Source organism: Acinetobacter sp. YH12096 (genome assembly GCF_013419215.1).
Lineage (GTDB): Bacteria > Pseudomonadota > Gammaproteobacteria > Pseudomonadales > Moraxellaceae > Acinetobacter > Acinetobacter amyesii.
Genome location: NZ_VPAM01000052.1, coordinates 1 through 16,259, shown reverse-complemented (window position 1 = coordinate 16,259; position 16,259 = coordinate 1). Strand labels below are relative to the sequence as shown.

General features: G+C 42.2%; 9 protein-coding genes and 3 pseudogenes. 5 read left to right on the top strand and 7 right to left on the bottom strand.

Features of this window, described 5'->3' with window-relative positions:
* Both FTU36_RS15575 and FTU36_RS15570 read left to right on the top strand, forming a co-directional pair.
* Nucleotides 1–75: pseudogene (locus tag FTU36_RS15575) on the top strand (IS6 family transposase); the annotation flags it as partial.
* Nucleotides 76–326: 251 nt separating this feature from the next.
* Nucleotides 327–5,492, top strand: a complete 5,166-nt coding sequence (locus tag FTU36_RS15570) for an Ig-like domain-containing protein (protein WP_180118475.1) — start codon at nt 327–329, stop codon at nt 5,490–5,492.
* A 32-nt stretch (nt 5,493–5,524) separates the two neighbouring features.
* On the opposite strand, the pseudogene FTU36_RS15565 reads toward FTU36_RS15570, so the two are convergent.
* Nucleotides 5,525–5,681, bottom strand: a pseudogene (locus tag FTU36_RS15565) (IS982 family transposase); the annotation flags it as partial.
* 90 nt (nt 5,682–5,771) lie between these two features.
* Between FTU36_RS15565 and FTU36_RS15560 the strand changes: the two are divergent.
* Nucleotides 5,772–6,454 (top strand): annotated as a pseudogene (locus tag FTU36_RS15560) (IS982 family transposase); the annotation flags it as partial.
* 407 nt (nt 6,455–6,861) lie between these two features.
* On the opposite strand, the gene FTU36_RS16925 reads toward FTU36_RS15560, so the two are convergent.
* A complete protein-coding gene (locus FTU36_RS16925; protein WP_180041762.1) occupies nt 6,862–6,969 on the bottom strand; it encodes a prepilin-type N-terminal cleavage/methylation domain-containing protein in 108 nt (35 codons plus the stop codon).
* 119 nt (nt 6,970–7,088) lie between these two features.
* Here FTU36_RS16925 and FTU36_RS15550 point away from each other — a divergent pair, with 119 nt between their 5' ends.
* Both FTU36_RS15550 and FTU36_RS15545 read left to right on the top strand, forming a co-directional pair.
* A complete protein-coding gene (locus tag FTU36_RS15550; protein WP_180041764.1) occupies nt 7,089–7,253 on the top strand; it encodes a hypothetical protein in 165 nt (54 codons plus the stop codon).
* Nucleotides 7,254–7,655, top strand: coding sequence for a MipA/OmpV family protein (locus FTU36_RS15545; RefSeq protein ID WP_180053485.1), 402 nt, complete (start codon nt 7,254–7,256; stop codon nt 7,653–7,655). It begins immediately after the preceding gene.
* A gap of 173 nt (nt 7,656–7,828) precedes the next feature.
* Here FTU36_RS15545 and FTU36_RS15540 read toward each other — a convergent pair whose 3' ends face one another.
* From FTU36_RS15540 to FTU36_RS15520, 5 genes are all read right to left on the bottom strand, one after another.
* Complete coding sequence (locus FTU36_RS15540; protein ID WP_180053484.1) at nt 7,829–9,010, bottom strand: HlyD family type I secretion periplasmic adaptor subunit; 1,182 nt, start codon at nt 9,008–9,010, stop codon at nt 7,829–7,831.
* Complete coding sequence (locus FTU36_RS15535; protein WP_180053483.1) at nt 9,007–11,136, bottom strand: type I secretion system permease/ATPase; 2,130 nt, start codon at nt 11,134–11,136, stop codon at nt 9,007–9,009. The genes FTU36_RS15540 and FTU36_RS15535 overlap by 4 nt, the downstream gene beginning before the upstream one ends.
* Nucleotides 11,133–12,647: a TolC family protein gene (locus FTU36_RS15530; protein WP_180053482.1), complete on the bottom strand. Its 1,515-nt coding sequence runs from the start codon at nt 12,645–12,647 to the stop codon at nt 11,133–11,135. Before FTU36_RS15530 ends, FTU36_RS15535 begins: the two co-directional genes overlap by 4 nt.
* 266 nt (nt 12,648–12,913) lie before the next feature.
* Nucleotides 12,914–15,559, bottom strand: a complete 2,646-nt coding sequence (locus tag FTU36_RS16865; protein ID WP_180053481.1) for a cadherin-like domain-containing protein — start codon at nt 15,557–15,559, stop codon at nt 12,914–12,916.
* 604 nt (nt 15,560–16,163) lie between these two features.
* Nucleotides 16,164–16,259: transposase domain-containing protein (locus FTU36_RS15520; RefSeq protein WP_141192730.1), on the bottom strand; the 96-nt coding region annotated here is incomplete at its 5' end.

Below are 16,259 nucleotides of genomic sequence, written 5' to 3'. Positions count from 1 at the left end.
GGACAAGCATCGTCATTTTATTATGGTCAGCCTCAGGGTGAAGTGTGTCTAATCAACAGGGTTTTCGGTCTCTAAGTACTTTTTAAAGGGAACATCATCGACTCAAATCTCTATTTGCAACAGTGCCCATGCACGTGTAGCAGTCCTCAACAGATTTACGGAATTAGGTCGACCACTTACCCAAGTTACGCCTTAAATTTGGCTCAATTAGGGGCGCTTTGCCTTTCAAATCTTTGTGCAACAAAGCCTAGTAATTAATAAAATTGTATTCATGTCTATTTAATGTAATCTTATTGTTTTGTTTCTGTAAAACAGAGGGTTAATTCATGTCAAAGCAAATTTTAATTTTAAAAGATGGCATTAAAACAACTTTAGAGGCTAGCCAAGTAGAAAATATTGTTCAGCAGTCGGAACAAATTGTTGTAAAGCTCAAGAATGGTGAGCAAATTATTTTGTCTAAAACTGAAAATTTTTCTATTGAAATTTTAGAAAATAATGAAAGTATAATGCGACTAGATTCTTCTAATCTAGAAAATCTGAGTGAATTAGAAAAATTTTTAGCACAGGAATCAAATTTTTGGTTCGATAATAAATTTATTACGTATGGTGGCGGTGGACTTTTAACAGCAGGGGTTGCAGCGGTAGCAAGTAGTGGTGGAGGTAATAGTACATCAGGAGATGTAACTCCCCCAACAATATTGACGCAGGAGTTGGCTGCAGATAATAAAACCGTGACAGGTGCCACTGAAGCGGGTGCAACAGTAACGGTAAGCTATAACGGTAAAGTAGTGGGTACTGCGCTTGCAGATGCTGAAGGCAAGTACAGCATCACTTTAGACAAAGCCTACAGCAATGGTGAGAAGCTTGAAGTTGTTGCAACTGACACAGCCAATAACAGCACCAAACCAAATGCAGTAACAGCACCAGATACCACAGCGCCATCAAGCTTAACGCAAGTAATCAGTGCTGATGGTCAAACGATCACAGGTAAAACCGAAGCTGGTGCTACAGTAACAGCGACATTCAATGGACAAGTGGTTGGTACAGCGATTGCAGGTACAGATGGTCAATACACATTGACCTTGACTCCAGCCTTCACCAATGGTGAAAAGCTCGAAGTGATTGCAACCGATAAAGCCAATAACAGCACCAAACCAAATACGATCACAGCACCGGATACGACAGCACCTGCGACCTTGACGCAGGAGTTGGCTGCAGATAATAAAACTGTAACAGGTGCCACTGAAGCGGGTGCAACAGTAACGGTAAGCTATAACGGTAAAGTAGTGGGTACTGCGCTTGCAGATGCTGAAGGCAAGTACAGCATCACTTTAGACAAAGCCTACAGCAATGGTGAGAAGCTTGAAGTTGTTGCAACTGACACAGCCAATAACAGCACCAAACCAAATGCAGTAACAGCACCAGATACCACAGCGCCATCAAGCTTAACGCAAGTAATCAGTGCTGATGGTCAAACGATCACAGGTAAAACCGAAGCTGGTGCTACAGTAACAGCGACATTCAATGGACAAGTGGTTGGTACAGCGATTGCAGGTACAGATGGTCAATACACATTGACCTTGACTCCAGCCTTCACCAATGGTGAAAAGCTCGAAGTGATTGCAACCGATAAAGCCAATAACAGCACCAAACCAAATACGATCACAGCACCGGATACGACAGCACCTGCGACCTTGACGCAAGAATTGGCTGCAGACAATAAAACGGTGACCGGTACAACCGAAGCGGGTGCAACGGTGACTGTAAGCTATAACGGTAAAGTAGTGGGTACTGCGCTTGCAGATGCTGAAGGCAAATATAGCATTACTTTAGATAAAGCCTATAGCAATGGTGAAAAGCTTGAAGTGATTGCGACCGATAAAGCTAATAACAGCACTGGACCAAATAGTATCACCGCACCAGATACGACAGCTCCTGTGAGCTTGACGCAAGTGATCAGTGCCGATGGTAAAACAGTGACAGGTCAAACCGAAGCAGGTGCAACAGTTACAGCAACGTATAATGGAAAAGTGGTTGGTAAAACGGTTGTGGGTACAGATGGTCAATATACATTGACCTTGAACCCAGCCTTCATCAATGGTGAAAGTCTGCAAGTCACGGCAACAGATAAAGCCAATAACAGCACCAAACCAAACACGATCATTGCACCGGATACGACAGCCCCAGCAACCTTGACCCAAGAGCTTGCTGTAGACAATAAAACCGTAACAGGTATGACTGAAGCAAATGCGACAGTGATGGTGAGTTATAAAGGTAAAGTGATTGGCACTGCGGTTGCAGATGCTGAAGGCAAATATAGCATTACTTTAGATAAAGCCTATAGCAATGGTGAAAAGCTTGAAGTGATTGCGACCGATAAAGCTAATAACAGCACTGGACCAAATAGTATCACCGCACCAGATACGACAGCTCCTGTGAGCTTGACGCAAGTGATCAGTGCCGATGGTAAAACAGTGACAGGTCAAACCGAAGCAGGTGCAACAGTTACAGCAACGTATAATGGAAAAGTTGTTGGTAAAACGGTTGTGGGTACAGATGGTCAATATACATTGACCTTGAACCCAGCCTTCATCAATGGTGAAAGTCTGCAAGTCACGGCAACAGATAAAGCCAATAACAGCACCAAACCAAACACGATCATTGCACCGGATACGACAGCCCCAGCAACCTTGACCCAAGAGCTTGCTGTAGACAATAAAACCGTAACAGGTATGACTGAAGCAAATGCGACAGTGATGGTGAGTTATAAAGGTAAAGTGATTGGCACTGCGGTTGCAGATGCTGAAGGCAAATACAGCATTACTTTAGATAAAGCCTATAGCAATGGTGAAAAGCTTGAGGTTGTGGCCAAAGACCAAGCAGGTAATGCACTCACGAATAAATTGTATGCACCCGTTGATCATTTAGAAAATGCAGCTGCACACTTTGAATTAGCTGAAATATTTGAAACACAGACGGTATTGAAAGATGACATTGTCTATAGTCAGCAAGATCAAAGCTCGATGTATGTTTATGTTGATTTTGAAGTGACAGGTGAAAATGCGTCAATTATTCTCAGCTTAACTACGGCATCGGGCAGTATAAATGGTTCTTATAACTATAGTATCTATGGAGATGGAATTAGTTCTTCTGGTTCTAAATCAATTTCAAGCATAGGTTTAAGTTATCAAGATATTATTCTTGCTGAAGGGTTGGCACCTGGTCATTACACTTTACAGCTCAATGCATATTCTTGGAATACAGATTTTGAGTTAGTTGTAAAACAAGAAAAACTCGTAAATGAGTTGGTGTTTGATGGCTATGAAACGGTAGTCGGTCATATTTTTGCTGATGTAAATGGCAAAGTTTCAGCCCCACAGAGCTATATTCTAAAAGTAGGTGATCAAGAAATCCAAATTGAAAATGGTAAGGGCAATGTTGAATCAATTACCTATCAAACAGAGCATGGTTATCTCATATTAAAAGCTGATGGTTCTTACACATATCAGTCAAGTTGGTCTGAATCAGGTTTAAATGCAAAAGGTTTGAATGATCAACTCAATATTGAAATTATCAGTATGGATGGTCAGACCCAAAGTGATTATCAGGTTTATATCACCACGGATATTACACCACCTGTTGCTGGTGAATTGATCTTTACTGATTTTGAAGATTCTGGCATCTCGGCAATTGATGGCATTACTAATGATGCATCGTTTGATTTGTCGATTCGAGGTAATGAATTAAATAGCACTGTCGAGTATCAATATTCAACTGATGGTGGTGTTACTTGGTTTAAGTTAGAGCATCAGTTTGATTATTGGTCTGATGGATTTAATTTCTTTGATGAGGGTAAATATAATTTTAGAGCGAAAGTAACCGATTTTGTAGGTAATGAAAGCTACACTGATATTAAAACCATTACAGTTGATTTGACTGCACCTGAGTTGCAATCTGTATTTAGTTATGATGCGCAGAATGATCAAGTCATTTTCAATGCGCCAACAGATGCATATGAGGTATACAAATGGGTAAATGATGAATGGCAGGCTGTGAAACTGAATAATATGGTAGGTTGGGAATCAGCGAAATATAAAGTCATTGCAACTGATGTTGCAGGCAATATAGCTGAAAAAATCTATAATATTGGTGAAGTTTCTGGGACGTATAAACCAACAAATAATTCTGAACACAATATTTTAAAAGGAACAGAAGTTACAGATTATTTATATGGTGGCGCTGACGATGATACCTTATTAGGTGGTGGTGGTCAGAGCTTCCTCTTTGGTGAAGAAGGTGATGATATCTTGAATGCTCAAGGTGGAACGACATCGTCATTAAGAGGTGGTGAAGGAAGCGATACATATATTTTTGATAGAGCAGATATCTATCAAGATGCAAACCAATTGCTTACTATTCATGACTACAGATCAAATATTGAAGATAATATTTTGATATTGAAAGGATATAGTGAAAATGAGGTTGTGCTGAAGCAACTGGGGAGTACTTTGGAAATCTATTTAATTGATTATGAAAAGCCTATACATGTGGATTATCATTTATCAGATTTAGAAATTTATGAACATTATGGAATTAGTGCAATTCAATTTGATAATGGCACAATTTGGGACAGAGAAACAATAATTAAGAAACTCACAAATCGTATTGAAGGGACATCAGGCGAAGACCATTTGGTTATTGAAGAAAGTGCTACCATTTATGGTAATGATGGGGATGATTATATTCAATCAAAGGCACCTAATAGCTATTTATATGGTGGTAATGGTAACGATATTCTGCTGGGTGGTGGTTTTGGAAATATCTTAGAGGGAGGTGATGGGGATGATATTCTGAACTCACAAGGTGGAAAGAATGCTCGCTTAGAAGGTGGAGTGGGTAGTGATACATACGTATTCGATAGAAAGGATATATATGATGATATATATCAGCTTATAGGTATTCATGATTACCGATCAGATATCGATAATAATATTTTGAAACTGACAGGGTATTATCAGAATGAGATTACTCTAAAGCAAAATAGAAGTGATTTAGAAATTTATATTGAAGGCTATAGTTCCCCAATACGTGTCTCGTATCAGTTTTCGGACTTAAGTATTTATGAGGGGTATGGCATTACTTCAATTGAATTCAATGATGGTACCATCTGGGATCGTGAAACCATCTTAGATAAAGTCAATGCGCCTCAACCTGCACTGTTCTCAATAGGTGAAGAATCTTTAATTGATGTATTGAGTGTAGAGGATGCTGAATTATTCGATCATTCTGCTGAAGGGATGTTGTTGAATGAGAACCTAGTGACATCATTGTTAATTGAATCAACTGATAACGAAATTGACTTAACTCAATTCGTTGGTGATGTAACCGCAACTACTGCATCTGCATCGGGTATTGATACTGCTACCTTAGTTAGCAATTATCGAGTAGATGTGTATGATGATCTGTTGATGCCAAATACAATGAGCATCTAATATTGGTCAGTTTTAAGTAACCCGAATCCTGCTTAAGCCGATGATTCCATAATTTGAATTATTGGCTTATTCCTTCCGATGGGTTAATTGATATGCACATAACGAAGCATATATTCCGCTAAGGAATCCATGAATACTACGTGCTCTACTCGTTACTAAATTGTATTGACCTTTCAATAAGCTAAATAACCCGAATCGCGGATAAGAAATGGACTTGAAAAACAGAAGGACTACAGCCATCAGTTGAGTTACCACACAAAACCCACAACTCTAGTCCCGATGTTCAATAGTACTGAATTATTCTGTGTAATTGATGATTTCTTTCTTAAATTTGAAGCAACCTACTGGAAATTCCTCGTATCTTTGAAATCATCTTTATCGCCATTTGGTATAAGTGTTCTCACTTCAATAATTTCAAAGCATTTTTTTCATAGCTGAAACAGGATAAAAGTCATTTATTTAAAAACTTACCTTGTTATCAACGCATGATTCACCTGATTAATATGCACCAATTGGCCCTACACGCTTTACATGTGGCGCTGATGAAAGACCAAGATGCACAATATTTATGGATTGATTCAACAACTCTGCCAGTGTGTAAAAATCAACGAATTCAGCGCTATAAATCATTAATCCAAATTGCATCACGTGGTAAAAGCTCAATGGGCTGGTTTTATGGATGTAAATTACATATTGCGATGAATCAATTTGGTGTAATTGTCTGTTCCGCTTTATCGAATGGACATGTTGCTGACGTAAAAATGGTTGAGCAATTGGTTGCTGGTACAAAAGCAAAACTTTACGGGGATCGAGGTTACATCAGCCAAGAATTAAAGAGTAGACTGCAAGTTCAAGGGATTGATTTAATTGCTTATCATCGGAAGAACATAGAATCTATTCAACTCAGCTCATCAGATGAATATCACCTAAGGCAACGCAATAAGATAGAAACATTATTTAACCCGAATCCTGCTTAAGGAAGTGAGATCGCTCATCTTGAGACTTATCCATCAGCTTGAGCATAAAAAAGCCTATGATTTGATCTGATAACACGGCTTTGTTGCACAAAGATTTCCTAACTATATGATTTTATAGGATTTGATTGTTTTTCAGTCAGGATTTTAATTTAATAAAATCAATGGCTTATATATTTATGCAACAAAACCACTTGAAATATAAACCAAGACAAATACTCAAGTATATTTTTCTGTGGTTTTGTATTTATACATGAGCACTTGGAAATATGCTGTTGTGTTTGCGACTCGTTTAGATCACCTATCGCTTGCACCGATCGAAACCCAAGTGGTGCAAGTAGTCTCATTCAGACCAATCCGTTAAACTCTTCTTCGAGCTCTCTTTTGCACTATAATCAACGCTGTCTCAGACTGCTCCCCATCATCAACAGCAAACTTAGAATGGCAATCGTAATTATCAGCTCAATCAAGGTCAGTCCAGTCTGAGAAAATCTATTCTTCATATGATTTCATCCAATCTGTGATCGAATTACACCCCCGTGATCCCTCGGTTTCCTTGTTGATTCTGCGTCAAGGTACAGCCAGATACTCTTGACTCAAGTCCAGTCGCCGTTATGGTGGTATGCATTTATATCAAGATCAGGCATTTAACATCAGTGCAATTTTAAGCGCCAATCTGGATGTTTTAGAGGTAAATGATTTGAATCGTGCCAAACTAGCCAAGCACAATTTAAGCAGAGAACAACTTGAAGATCGGCAGATGAGTGCAGATGCTGGCTTAGAATGAATGTGGAAAGGTCAATACGGTGTCCTCTCGACTCAAGTGCTCACCGATATCGGTAATGCCAGTGATACGGCGGCCGCAAAACTGAATTATCAATATTTTTGGCGCTTAACCCCGCAACTCAGCATCATTCCGAATATTGGCGCAACGTGGTTATCGGATGATCGAGCGAATTATTATTATGGTACCTTAGATACTGAAGTGGCCAAAGGTGTCACTCAATATCGTCCAGAGAGCGTGGTGATTCCTCACGTTTCGCTTGGCGCGAGTTATAACATCAATGCCAACTGGCGTAGCAGTGCGGTGGTGACCCATAAGATTTTGCCATCCAAAGTTTCAAACAGCCCTTTAATTGATCAAGCGCATCAGACCTCATTGTTCTTCGGTCTCTCCCGCAGCCTTTAAAGGCAGAAACAGCCATAAAAATGAGCGCCTGTGGCGCTCATTGTTTATTTCTATTACAGACTGTGCTTGCACTTTAATGCAATTCCGAACACTCGGGTAAAAAACCAAGCAACCCGCAAAGTTTAAATAAATATTACTAAAAACCTGATTTAAACCAAAATCTTAACGCTATATTATCGCTCTCTTAACGCCTCTTGCGCTTTATTAAACGGTTTAATCAGATAATCTAACACGCTTTTCTGACCCGTTTTAATATCCACTGTGGCCACCATACCTGGGGTGATACTAAACTGCTGCCCTGCTTTATTCTTCAGTTTATCGCTATTGGTTTGAATATAGACCCGATAATAAAACTGATCTTGCTTAACCTCATCCCGAATGGTGTCGGGTGAAATCACCGCGACTTTGCCTTTGAGTCCGCCATAAATGGAATAGTCATAGGCGGTGACTTTAACCAAAGCTTCCTGACCTGGGTGAATAAAGGCAATATCTCGTGGTGAAATCCGCGCTTCAATCAGCAGTTTTTCATCCAGCGGTACCAAGGTCATCAGCTTGCCATTTTGTGCCACCACCCCACCTAAAGTCATGACATTAATTTCTTTGACAATCCCGCGTACAGGTGACTTAAAGACGGTACGGCTCAGGCTGTCCGACTTACCCTTTACAATTTGTCCTTGCGTTTCAATATCAGTATTGGCTTTGGCCAATTCTTCACGGGCTTTGACCAAATATTGGTTACGGACATCATTCATTTGATTCCGCAGTTCGTTGGCTTGACGTTTTAAGCGTAACACCTCCACTTCACTCGCCGCGCCTTTAGCCACCAAAGGTTCGGTCATGCTCAGCTCTTGCTGTACCAATAGCAAAGCCTGCTGCAAACCCGCCAAAGACTCCTCTAAATTAAAACGACGAGATTGATACAATGCAGTTTCTTCACGCACCAAGGCGGGGTCTTTTAAGACTTCGGCAGGGAAATGCAGTGTTGTACCATTCACTTCGGCACGCAACCGTGCAGCCGTGGCTTGCGAGGCCAATAATAACGATGCCGACTCACCCACATTGGAAGCCAAACGGGTCGGATCAAGCTGTGCCAACACCTGCCCCTGTTGCACGATTTGTCCTTCTTGTACATTGAGCTTGGTTAAAATCCCACCTTCAAGTGATTGAATGGTTTGTTCTTTAGAGGAAGGCACCACTTTTCCCGTGCCTGTGGACACTTCTTCGAGCTGGAATAACCACGCCCATGCCAACAACACCAACAAACCTATACCAATAATCCAAATAAATAAGCTGGCACTTGGCAAAGGTGGTTCAATGTGTGTCACTTTGTTCGGTTGCGAGGATTGCTGGCTCATGCTGTTGCCTCCGCCTGATTGGAAACTGACTGCTGCAAGATCTGTTGTTTACTGCCATCCATCACAATTTTTCCGTCTTGTAACACAATAATACGATCCACCAATTCCAGCACTGCACGACGGTGGGTGGCAATCACCAAGGTTTTTTGCCCCAGCCACGTGTGTAAATGATCAATCAATTGTTTTTCAGTGACATCATCCAAGGCTGCGGTCGGTTCATCGAGGAGCACAATATTCGGCTGACGTAATAACAGCCGTGACAAGAGTAAAGCCTGACGTTGTCCGCCCGAAAAACCTGCTCCACCTTCCAAGACCTGATGATCTAAACCTTCTTTTTTCGCCAACACAAAATCCAAAGCCCCTGTCATTTTCAAGACCGTTAAAATGTCTTGATCTGTGGCCAAAGGTGCGCCCAATTTAAGGTTTTCCCGCACCGTTCCAAAAAATAAATGGGCATTTTGATTGAGCAAGCCCATATCACGACGCACATCGGCAGGGTCAATTAAACCCAAATCCACCCCATCCAGTTTAATTTTGCCTTGTACAGGTTCTTGCATGCCTGCCAACAGTTGTAACAGGGTCGATTTCCCTGCGCCATTGCGACCTAAGATTGCAATTTTTTCCCCTGCACGAATCTCGAGTTTTTGAATTGCCAAAGTCGCTTGCGCATCATCTTCGGCATATTTAAATAGGGTTTGGCTGAGCTCATACTGACCGTGCAAAGCTGTACGATGAATCAGATGGGCATGTTCCGCCTGATCGACAGGTTTTTTCATCAATTCATCCAAACTGGTTTTGGCCACTTTGGCTTGTTGCAAACGTCCCAGCACCCCCGAAATTTGGGCAATCGGCCCCAGCATCCGAGAGGATAAAATCGAACAGGCCACCAAGGCTCCCGTGGTCATATCGCCTTTCATGACTGCAAAACAGCCCACCAAAACCACAATGGCAAAGGTTAGGCCTTGGACTTTTTGCGTCCATGCGCCAACCACGCCCACCAATTTGCGCTGACGCATCGAAATCTCTGCCGAGACTTCATTCATATGGTTCCATTGGTTTTGAAAGCGTGCTTCGGCACGTAATAATTTAATATCTTCAATGCCCTGTACCGCTTCGACCAAGGTGGCATTACGAATTGCCCCTTCGCGCATACCTTCAGCAGCCAATTTGGCCAACGGTTTTTGAATCAAAATCCCTGGTAAAATCATCAACGGCACCACAGCCAACATCACCCAAAATAAATCGCCGCCAATTAACCAAAAAATGCCCAAGAACAATAAGAAAAACGGTAAATCGGCCACCGCTGAAATGGTGGTCGAAGTCACCAATTCCCGTACGCCTTCCAGTTCTCGAATTTGGGAAATAAAGGTGCCTGTGGACTTGGGACGTTCTTTATTTTTAATGCGTAGCGCATGACCAAAGACCCGATCTGAAATTTTCAAATCGGCCCGTTTGCCAATAATATCCGACAAATAAATACGGGCGACACGGATGCTAAATTCAAAGATCGCCGCCAACAATACCCCACCTGCCAACACCCACAAGGTCGGAATCGATTGGGCTGGAATCACCCGATCATAGACGTTCATGGAAAATAAAACCGTCGCCAAAGCCAAAATATTGGCCATTAAAGAGGCAAACATGACATCGATATAGCGTTTCCAATCCCGCAGGACAATTGACCAAAACCAGCTCGACTCGTAGGGTTTGACATATTCATCAATCCGCACATCGGGGATCGATTTTTCAGGGCGTAAAATATAGACCTGTTGTATGCTGTGTTGCAGTTGTTGCAGCGTGAGCACTTGTGCCAAGCCTTGGTCACCGCTAAATTGTACGCTGGCATTGCCTGCGGCATCGAGTTTATCTAACACCCCGACCTGCCCATCGTGCATGGCAATGAGCACAGGTAAACGCCAAGGGTTTAAGATTTCGGGACTAAAGGCACTGGCTCTGACCTGTAGGCCAATTTGCCGCCCCATCAGAGTCACCAACTCATCGCTAGATGGGTTCGGGTTCCAGTCCAGTTGTAAACGTAAACGCTCTTCCGAAGCTTCAATGCGATAATGTTTGGCAATTGTTAAAACGGCTTGTAGCCAAGGCTGGTAGTGTATAGCGGTACTCATGGCTGAATCTCCACCCCTTGAATTTTAGTGTTATTGAGTTGGTAAAGATCACGGGAGCGCCCTGTGACATGAATATATTGAATTAAGCCTGCATAAATATCGTAACGGGCGGTTTCAATTTCTTGCGCTGCACTGTGAATTGCCTGCTCGGAATTTAACAAGTCCACCACGGTACGGGTGCCCAGTTTATATTGTTCTTGATACAGTTCTTTGGTACGGGCAGTGGTGTTTTTTCGCAATGCTAAAACCTCCATTTGCTTTTGTTTATTATCAATTTGCTCTCGAATCAAGCGAATTTGATCTAAAACATCTAAGTACACGCTTTGCACCTCGGCTTTGGCTGCCTGCTCGGCATACGCCGCTGAGCGTTGTTTGGCACGTAAAGCACCGCCTTGGAAAAAATTGCTGTTGGCTTCTAGCATGACTGAACTATACATGCCATCATCTTCATTATTATTGGGATTTTTCCCGTTGAGTGCCTGATTTAAACTGCCTTTGACATAAATACTAGGGTAAACACTGCGTTTGGTTTCTTGGCTTTGGTATTGTGCCACTTGTACCGCAGCCTGTGCCGCCATCATTTTCGGAATTTGGCTAAAGCTGGGTTCTTCATATAACTCTGCATGACGAATCACAGTATCAGGCAAGCTCAGTTGTATATTGGACACGTCATAGCCCAAAAGGGTTCTTAGCGTTTGTTGATATTGCTTGAGTTGACTTTCTTGAATCAGTAAATTGGACTGCGCGGCTTCTAAATTGGACTGCGCCTGAATAGGGTCGGCCTGACTGCTAATGCCTGCTTGGGCCCGTAAATTGGCAATTTCGGCAATCCGAGCAACCCCTTGAATTTGCTGCTGGGCAATTTTAACAATTTCCCGATAACGGTTGATATTGACGATAGCATTGGCGGTTTGATAGGCAATATCATCAATACTCACGAGCACATTGGCCTGTTCTTCTAATAATTTGGCTTGTTCAATATTGACCGCACTTTTAATTTTGCCAAAGTCATACAGGACTTGGGTTGCCGATAAGCTGTAAAGTTGTCTGCCCCGTTCACCTGTGGTTAAGTCAGCGGTGCTGATACCACCTGAAATTTGTGGATAATACTGCGCCTTAGCTGCATCGATATTTGCGGCTTGCCCTGCCAAAGTGGCAATACTGCGGGTAATTTCAGGGCGGCGTTGTAGCGCTTGTTGAATGGCATCTTGTAAGCCTAGTTCGGCTACATATCCGACCGTTGCGGCATTTGTTGTGGAATGTCCAGTATTTTGAGCCGTGCTAGTCACTACAGGCAACCGTTCTTGTAGCGACTGAATATCTAATGGAAATTGCTTAAACTGCTGCAAGTTGACTTGGTTTGCAGTTGCAGATTGCGGTGCGAATAGCTGCTGAATTCTATTTTTACTGGCATCAAAATAAGATGAGGAAGGCGCTGCATAAGCAGTGCTAAACGTGCTAGATATGGGTAAAAACAAGCATAACCATATCTTGGATTGGGTTAATTTCATGGTCTAAGTGTCGAATTTCTATTATGTTTACAAATCAAAAAAGGTATTGTACTGCTGTTGTTTATAGCAGCATTCCTGTCTATTTTAAAGCCATGTGTGCCACATCGATCATGATAAATTTACAATAAAAATCAACGATACAATTGATTCGCTAATGCCACATTTCAAGCTGCATTTAAAAACAAAGAAAAGCAGCATGCACCGCACACTGCTTTTCTTTAGCTTAGGACTAAATCAAGCCGTAGCTCAATCCAACCCTATGGATATTAACCAATAATAATCTGTTGATTATCTAATAAAGTTTGTAAATTTACATCGGCAGCTTTATGCCCTTCAAGTACCAATAGGTTTGCCCAATCATGCGTACCTGCAGCACCATCACGATCCACTTTCACTGTCGCTGTGCCATTTACATCTTCGACTTTAATGTACTGCCCGATATCGTCTTGATTGACATCCAGTAATCCTTGGAAGAATCCTTGGCTAAACTCAAGCTTGTCTGCCTCTGGATTACTAATCGTAGAGCCAAGAGTGAAGTCTTTCCATGTATCAGTCCCATTACCCGCAGTCGCGTCGGCAGCAACTAAAACATCATAAAGTGCTGTATCACTACCTAGCCCACCAATCAAGATATCATTGCCCTCACCGCCTACTAGCAAGTCATTACCTAAGCCACCAAGTAGCGTGTCATCACCCTGTCCGCCGTGCAATTGGTCATCACCAGCACCACCAAGCAGATAGTCCTTGCCGTCGCCACCTTCGATGTAGTCATCGCCTGCGCCGCCGACCAGATAGTCGTCACCACCTGAGCCGTAAATGGTATCGTCACCATCGCCGCCGTTGAGGTAAGCACCTGCTGCCCAGTTAGCTTCATGCTCGGCACCTGCTTTGCTTGAAGCACCACTGCCACTTAATTGCTCGTAGGTCATGGTTTGACTGCTACCATCGCTGAAATAAACCGTGATGGTAGAGCCAGCCATCTGATCGGCATAGCTATTGTTAGGAGAGCGTGTCGTATCCGTATCAGCGACAAAACTAAACTCTTTACCCGAAGTAAATTGCCCCGAATTAAAGTTGATAGTTAAGGTTTGTGGTTTACGGTTACCCGTGATACCACTATGCCCACCAATGCTGTAACTGTTCACCATACCACCGGTGAGGCTTGCGTGACTTGGTGAGTCACTACCCCCTATAAGCGGTTTCTTTTCAAAGTAGTCTTGATTTTTTGTTTTGAAATCTCCGCTACCACCTGATGCATTAAAATGTACATCTGAATTAACAGAAGTATTCAAATCAATCACTACCTGGGTAATGCTCAAGCCGGGTTTGCTTCCCTCAAACTGTATCGTCCATGGATTATCTGGATGTTTTGATCCCGTTTCACCATTGACACCCACAGTGACTTTTCTTACATCCTCAGCGACTGTTGGAGCAGTGAGCGTATCGTTACTATCAGTGCCATGGGTAAACAGGTTATCGGTGTTTTTAATCGCTGGGTCTAAATCTGCGGTACTGGCGTCAAAGTCTAACACCGTCACAAGCAAATCTTTCACCACGGTTTTCTCATCGCCGTTACTTGCTTCCTTGGTGGTGGCTTCAATTTTCAAGTCAATGCTGAGTTGACCACCGGGCAAATCTTCTGCCGTTAGATTTGGATTAGAGATAAATACTAATTGGTCTAAATCCCAAATAATATTATCCATCAGATTTAACTCAGCACCGTCTGCATCAGCAACAAAGGTATTGGCGCCATCGGTAATGGTGCTACCCTCTGGAATGTTGGTGATCTTCAACACAGTCAGTGTTTCTGAACCATCATTATCAATCAGCGTAACATCAATACCTGAAAGCTTAATCGGGTTACCGATAATCCCTTCATCAACCACACCAGCAGCAAAGTAACCGCCAAACTTCCCTTGGTGATCGCCGCTGCCACTTTCAACAAAAGTACCAACTTCAGCGCCAAGTGTAATCAGCTCTTCGGCACTGCCATAAAGATGATAGTTATCGGAAGTTAGCTCTTTAGAAGTGGCGGTGGTCCAATCTGCGCCGACATCTTTCTCAAGCACACTGATATCAAACTTACCTGTGCGATTTAAGTTAGCGAAATAGGCTTCTATAGTGTAGTAACCCGTAGCAGGTGGTATGAAACTGTTCACATAAATTGAGCCATCACCAACACCTCCTACAAATGTTGGACCATAATCCCCGTAAGCATTCCCCGTTGTTTCAGAAAGAACTGTGCCACCAATTTCAATAAACATTGAATCGTCTGCATAGCCCTCAAAACTGTATTCACGTCCTGCTTCTAGGTAGATCAAACCGGTATAAGACACTGCATCGAATTTTCCACGGGCCACCTCACTTCCTGTAAAGTTACCAGTGAATACGTTGGCGCGTCCCGTTGAGTTAGCAGTGTTACCTTCCAATATTTGCTCAAGACGGCTTGAATCAAAAGTCGCCTTTTGGCTTTGAGTAATGGATATACCGTTATACGTCTTGAAGATTAAACCCGTTGATGGCGGCGCAGCAGGTAGATCAACTGGCGCTGACGTACCACCTGTGCCGCCTTCACCACCTGTGCCACCGTCATTAAAGATATTGGCTTTCAAGTCAATATTCACGCCATCAGCGACTGCTTCAACATGAACCTCTGCCGAGGCTGGAATATTCCACTCGCCATCGGTCACGTCAAAGGTGATTTCAACCGATTCCTCTGCCGAGGCGTTGGCAAAGTTTTCCTTTGGTTTAAAGGTCCAAGTGCCATTGCCATTATCGGTAATAGTACCCAACGCAGGATCCACCTGAACATTAGTCACCGATAAGGTATCGCCGTCCACGTCAGCCGCATTTACGCCAGCCAAAAGCTCGGCTTCGGTAAAGGTGATTTCACCATCCTCTTGCATCCTCATGAGAATTAAGAATCATTATATTAAATTATATATTGTTATTGTTTCTCATGAAATTTAGTATCAAAATATAGGTGACTTTTATAAACTAAAACGTCTAAAATAAAGTGACCAAAACAACATTAAATGATCTAAATTGATCTAAATTTTAGCCCACCAAAAACCATATCTTACTAATTAAATCATATACTTACAAATAATGTCATTTAATGGGATAAATCTCGGTGACCTTGCCAAGGTTGGGGTCGGGAGTTCGAGTCTCCTTTCCCGCTCCAAATTCAAAAAGCCCTCATCGAAAGATGGGGGCTTTTTTTATGACTAATTTTATTCATTTTTTGAAAACCTCCTACTACTAGCTACTCGAAAATTAGGATTATTCTTTAAATATACGAGACAAAATAACATCCCTTGATTTGATAATATGTGATGAAACACCGTGTATCAAATAAATTACATGACTCTCTTACTCCCTATAATTAAGGTGACGAATTAAGCATAAAAAGGGACTTTAAAAGTTGAATGCGATCTACGTTTTAGAATTTGTGAAAAACTATGATTAGTGTAGTTAATTACTTAGTAAGCGTCCGCTGAACCCCATGCCTATTTTTTAATTTGAGTTGGATTTCCAGCGATGTGGCAGTAATTCTTCAATCTGAGTCACTTTATGTGTCGGCAACCTTTTCAGCACATCACTTAAATAGGC

Coding starts and splice junctions, on each gene's coding strand:
- FTU36_RS16865 (WP_180053481.1), bottom strand. CDS start 15,559: ATGAGGATGCAAGAGGATGGTGAAATCACCTTTACCGAAGCCGAGCTT.
- FTU36_RS16925 (WP_180041762.1), bottom strand. CDS start 6,969: ATGAAGAATAGATTTTCTCAGACTGGACTGACCTTGATTGAGCTGATA.
- FTU36_RS15540 (WP_180053484.1), bottom strand. CDS start 9,010: ATGAGCCAGCAATCCTCGCAACCGAACAAAGTGACACACATTGAACCA.
- FTU36_RS15550 (WP_180041764.1), top strand. CDS start 7,089: ATGCATTTATATCAAGATCAGGCATTTAACATCAGTGCAATTTTAAGC.
- FTU36_RS15535 (WP_180053483.1), bottom strand. CDS start 11,136: ATGAGTACCGCTATACACTACCAGCCTTGGCTACAAGCCGTTTTAACA.
- FTU36_RS15545 (WP_180053485.1), top strand. CDS start 7,254: ATGTGGAAAGGTCAATACGGTGTCCTCTCGACTCAAGTGCTCACCGAT.
- FTU36_RS15530 (WP_180053482.1), bottom strand. CDS start 12,647: ATGAAATTAACCCAATCCAAGATATGGTTATGCTTGTTTTTACCCATA.
- FTU36_RS15570 (WP_180118475.1), top strand. CDS start 327: ATGTCAAAGCAAATTTTAATTTTAAAAGATGGCATTAAAACAACTTTA.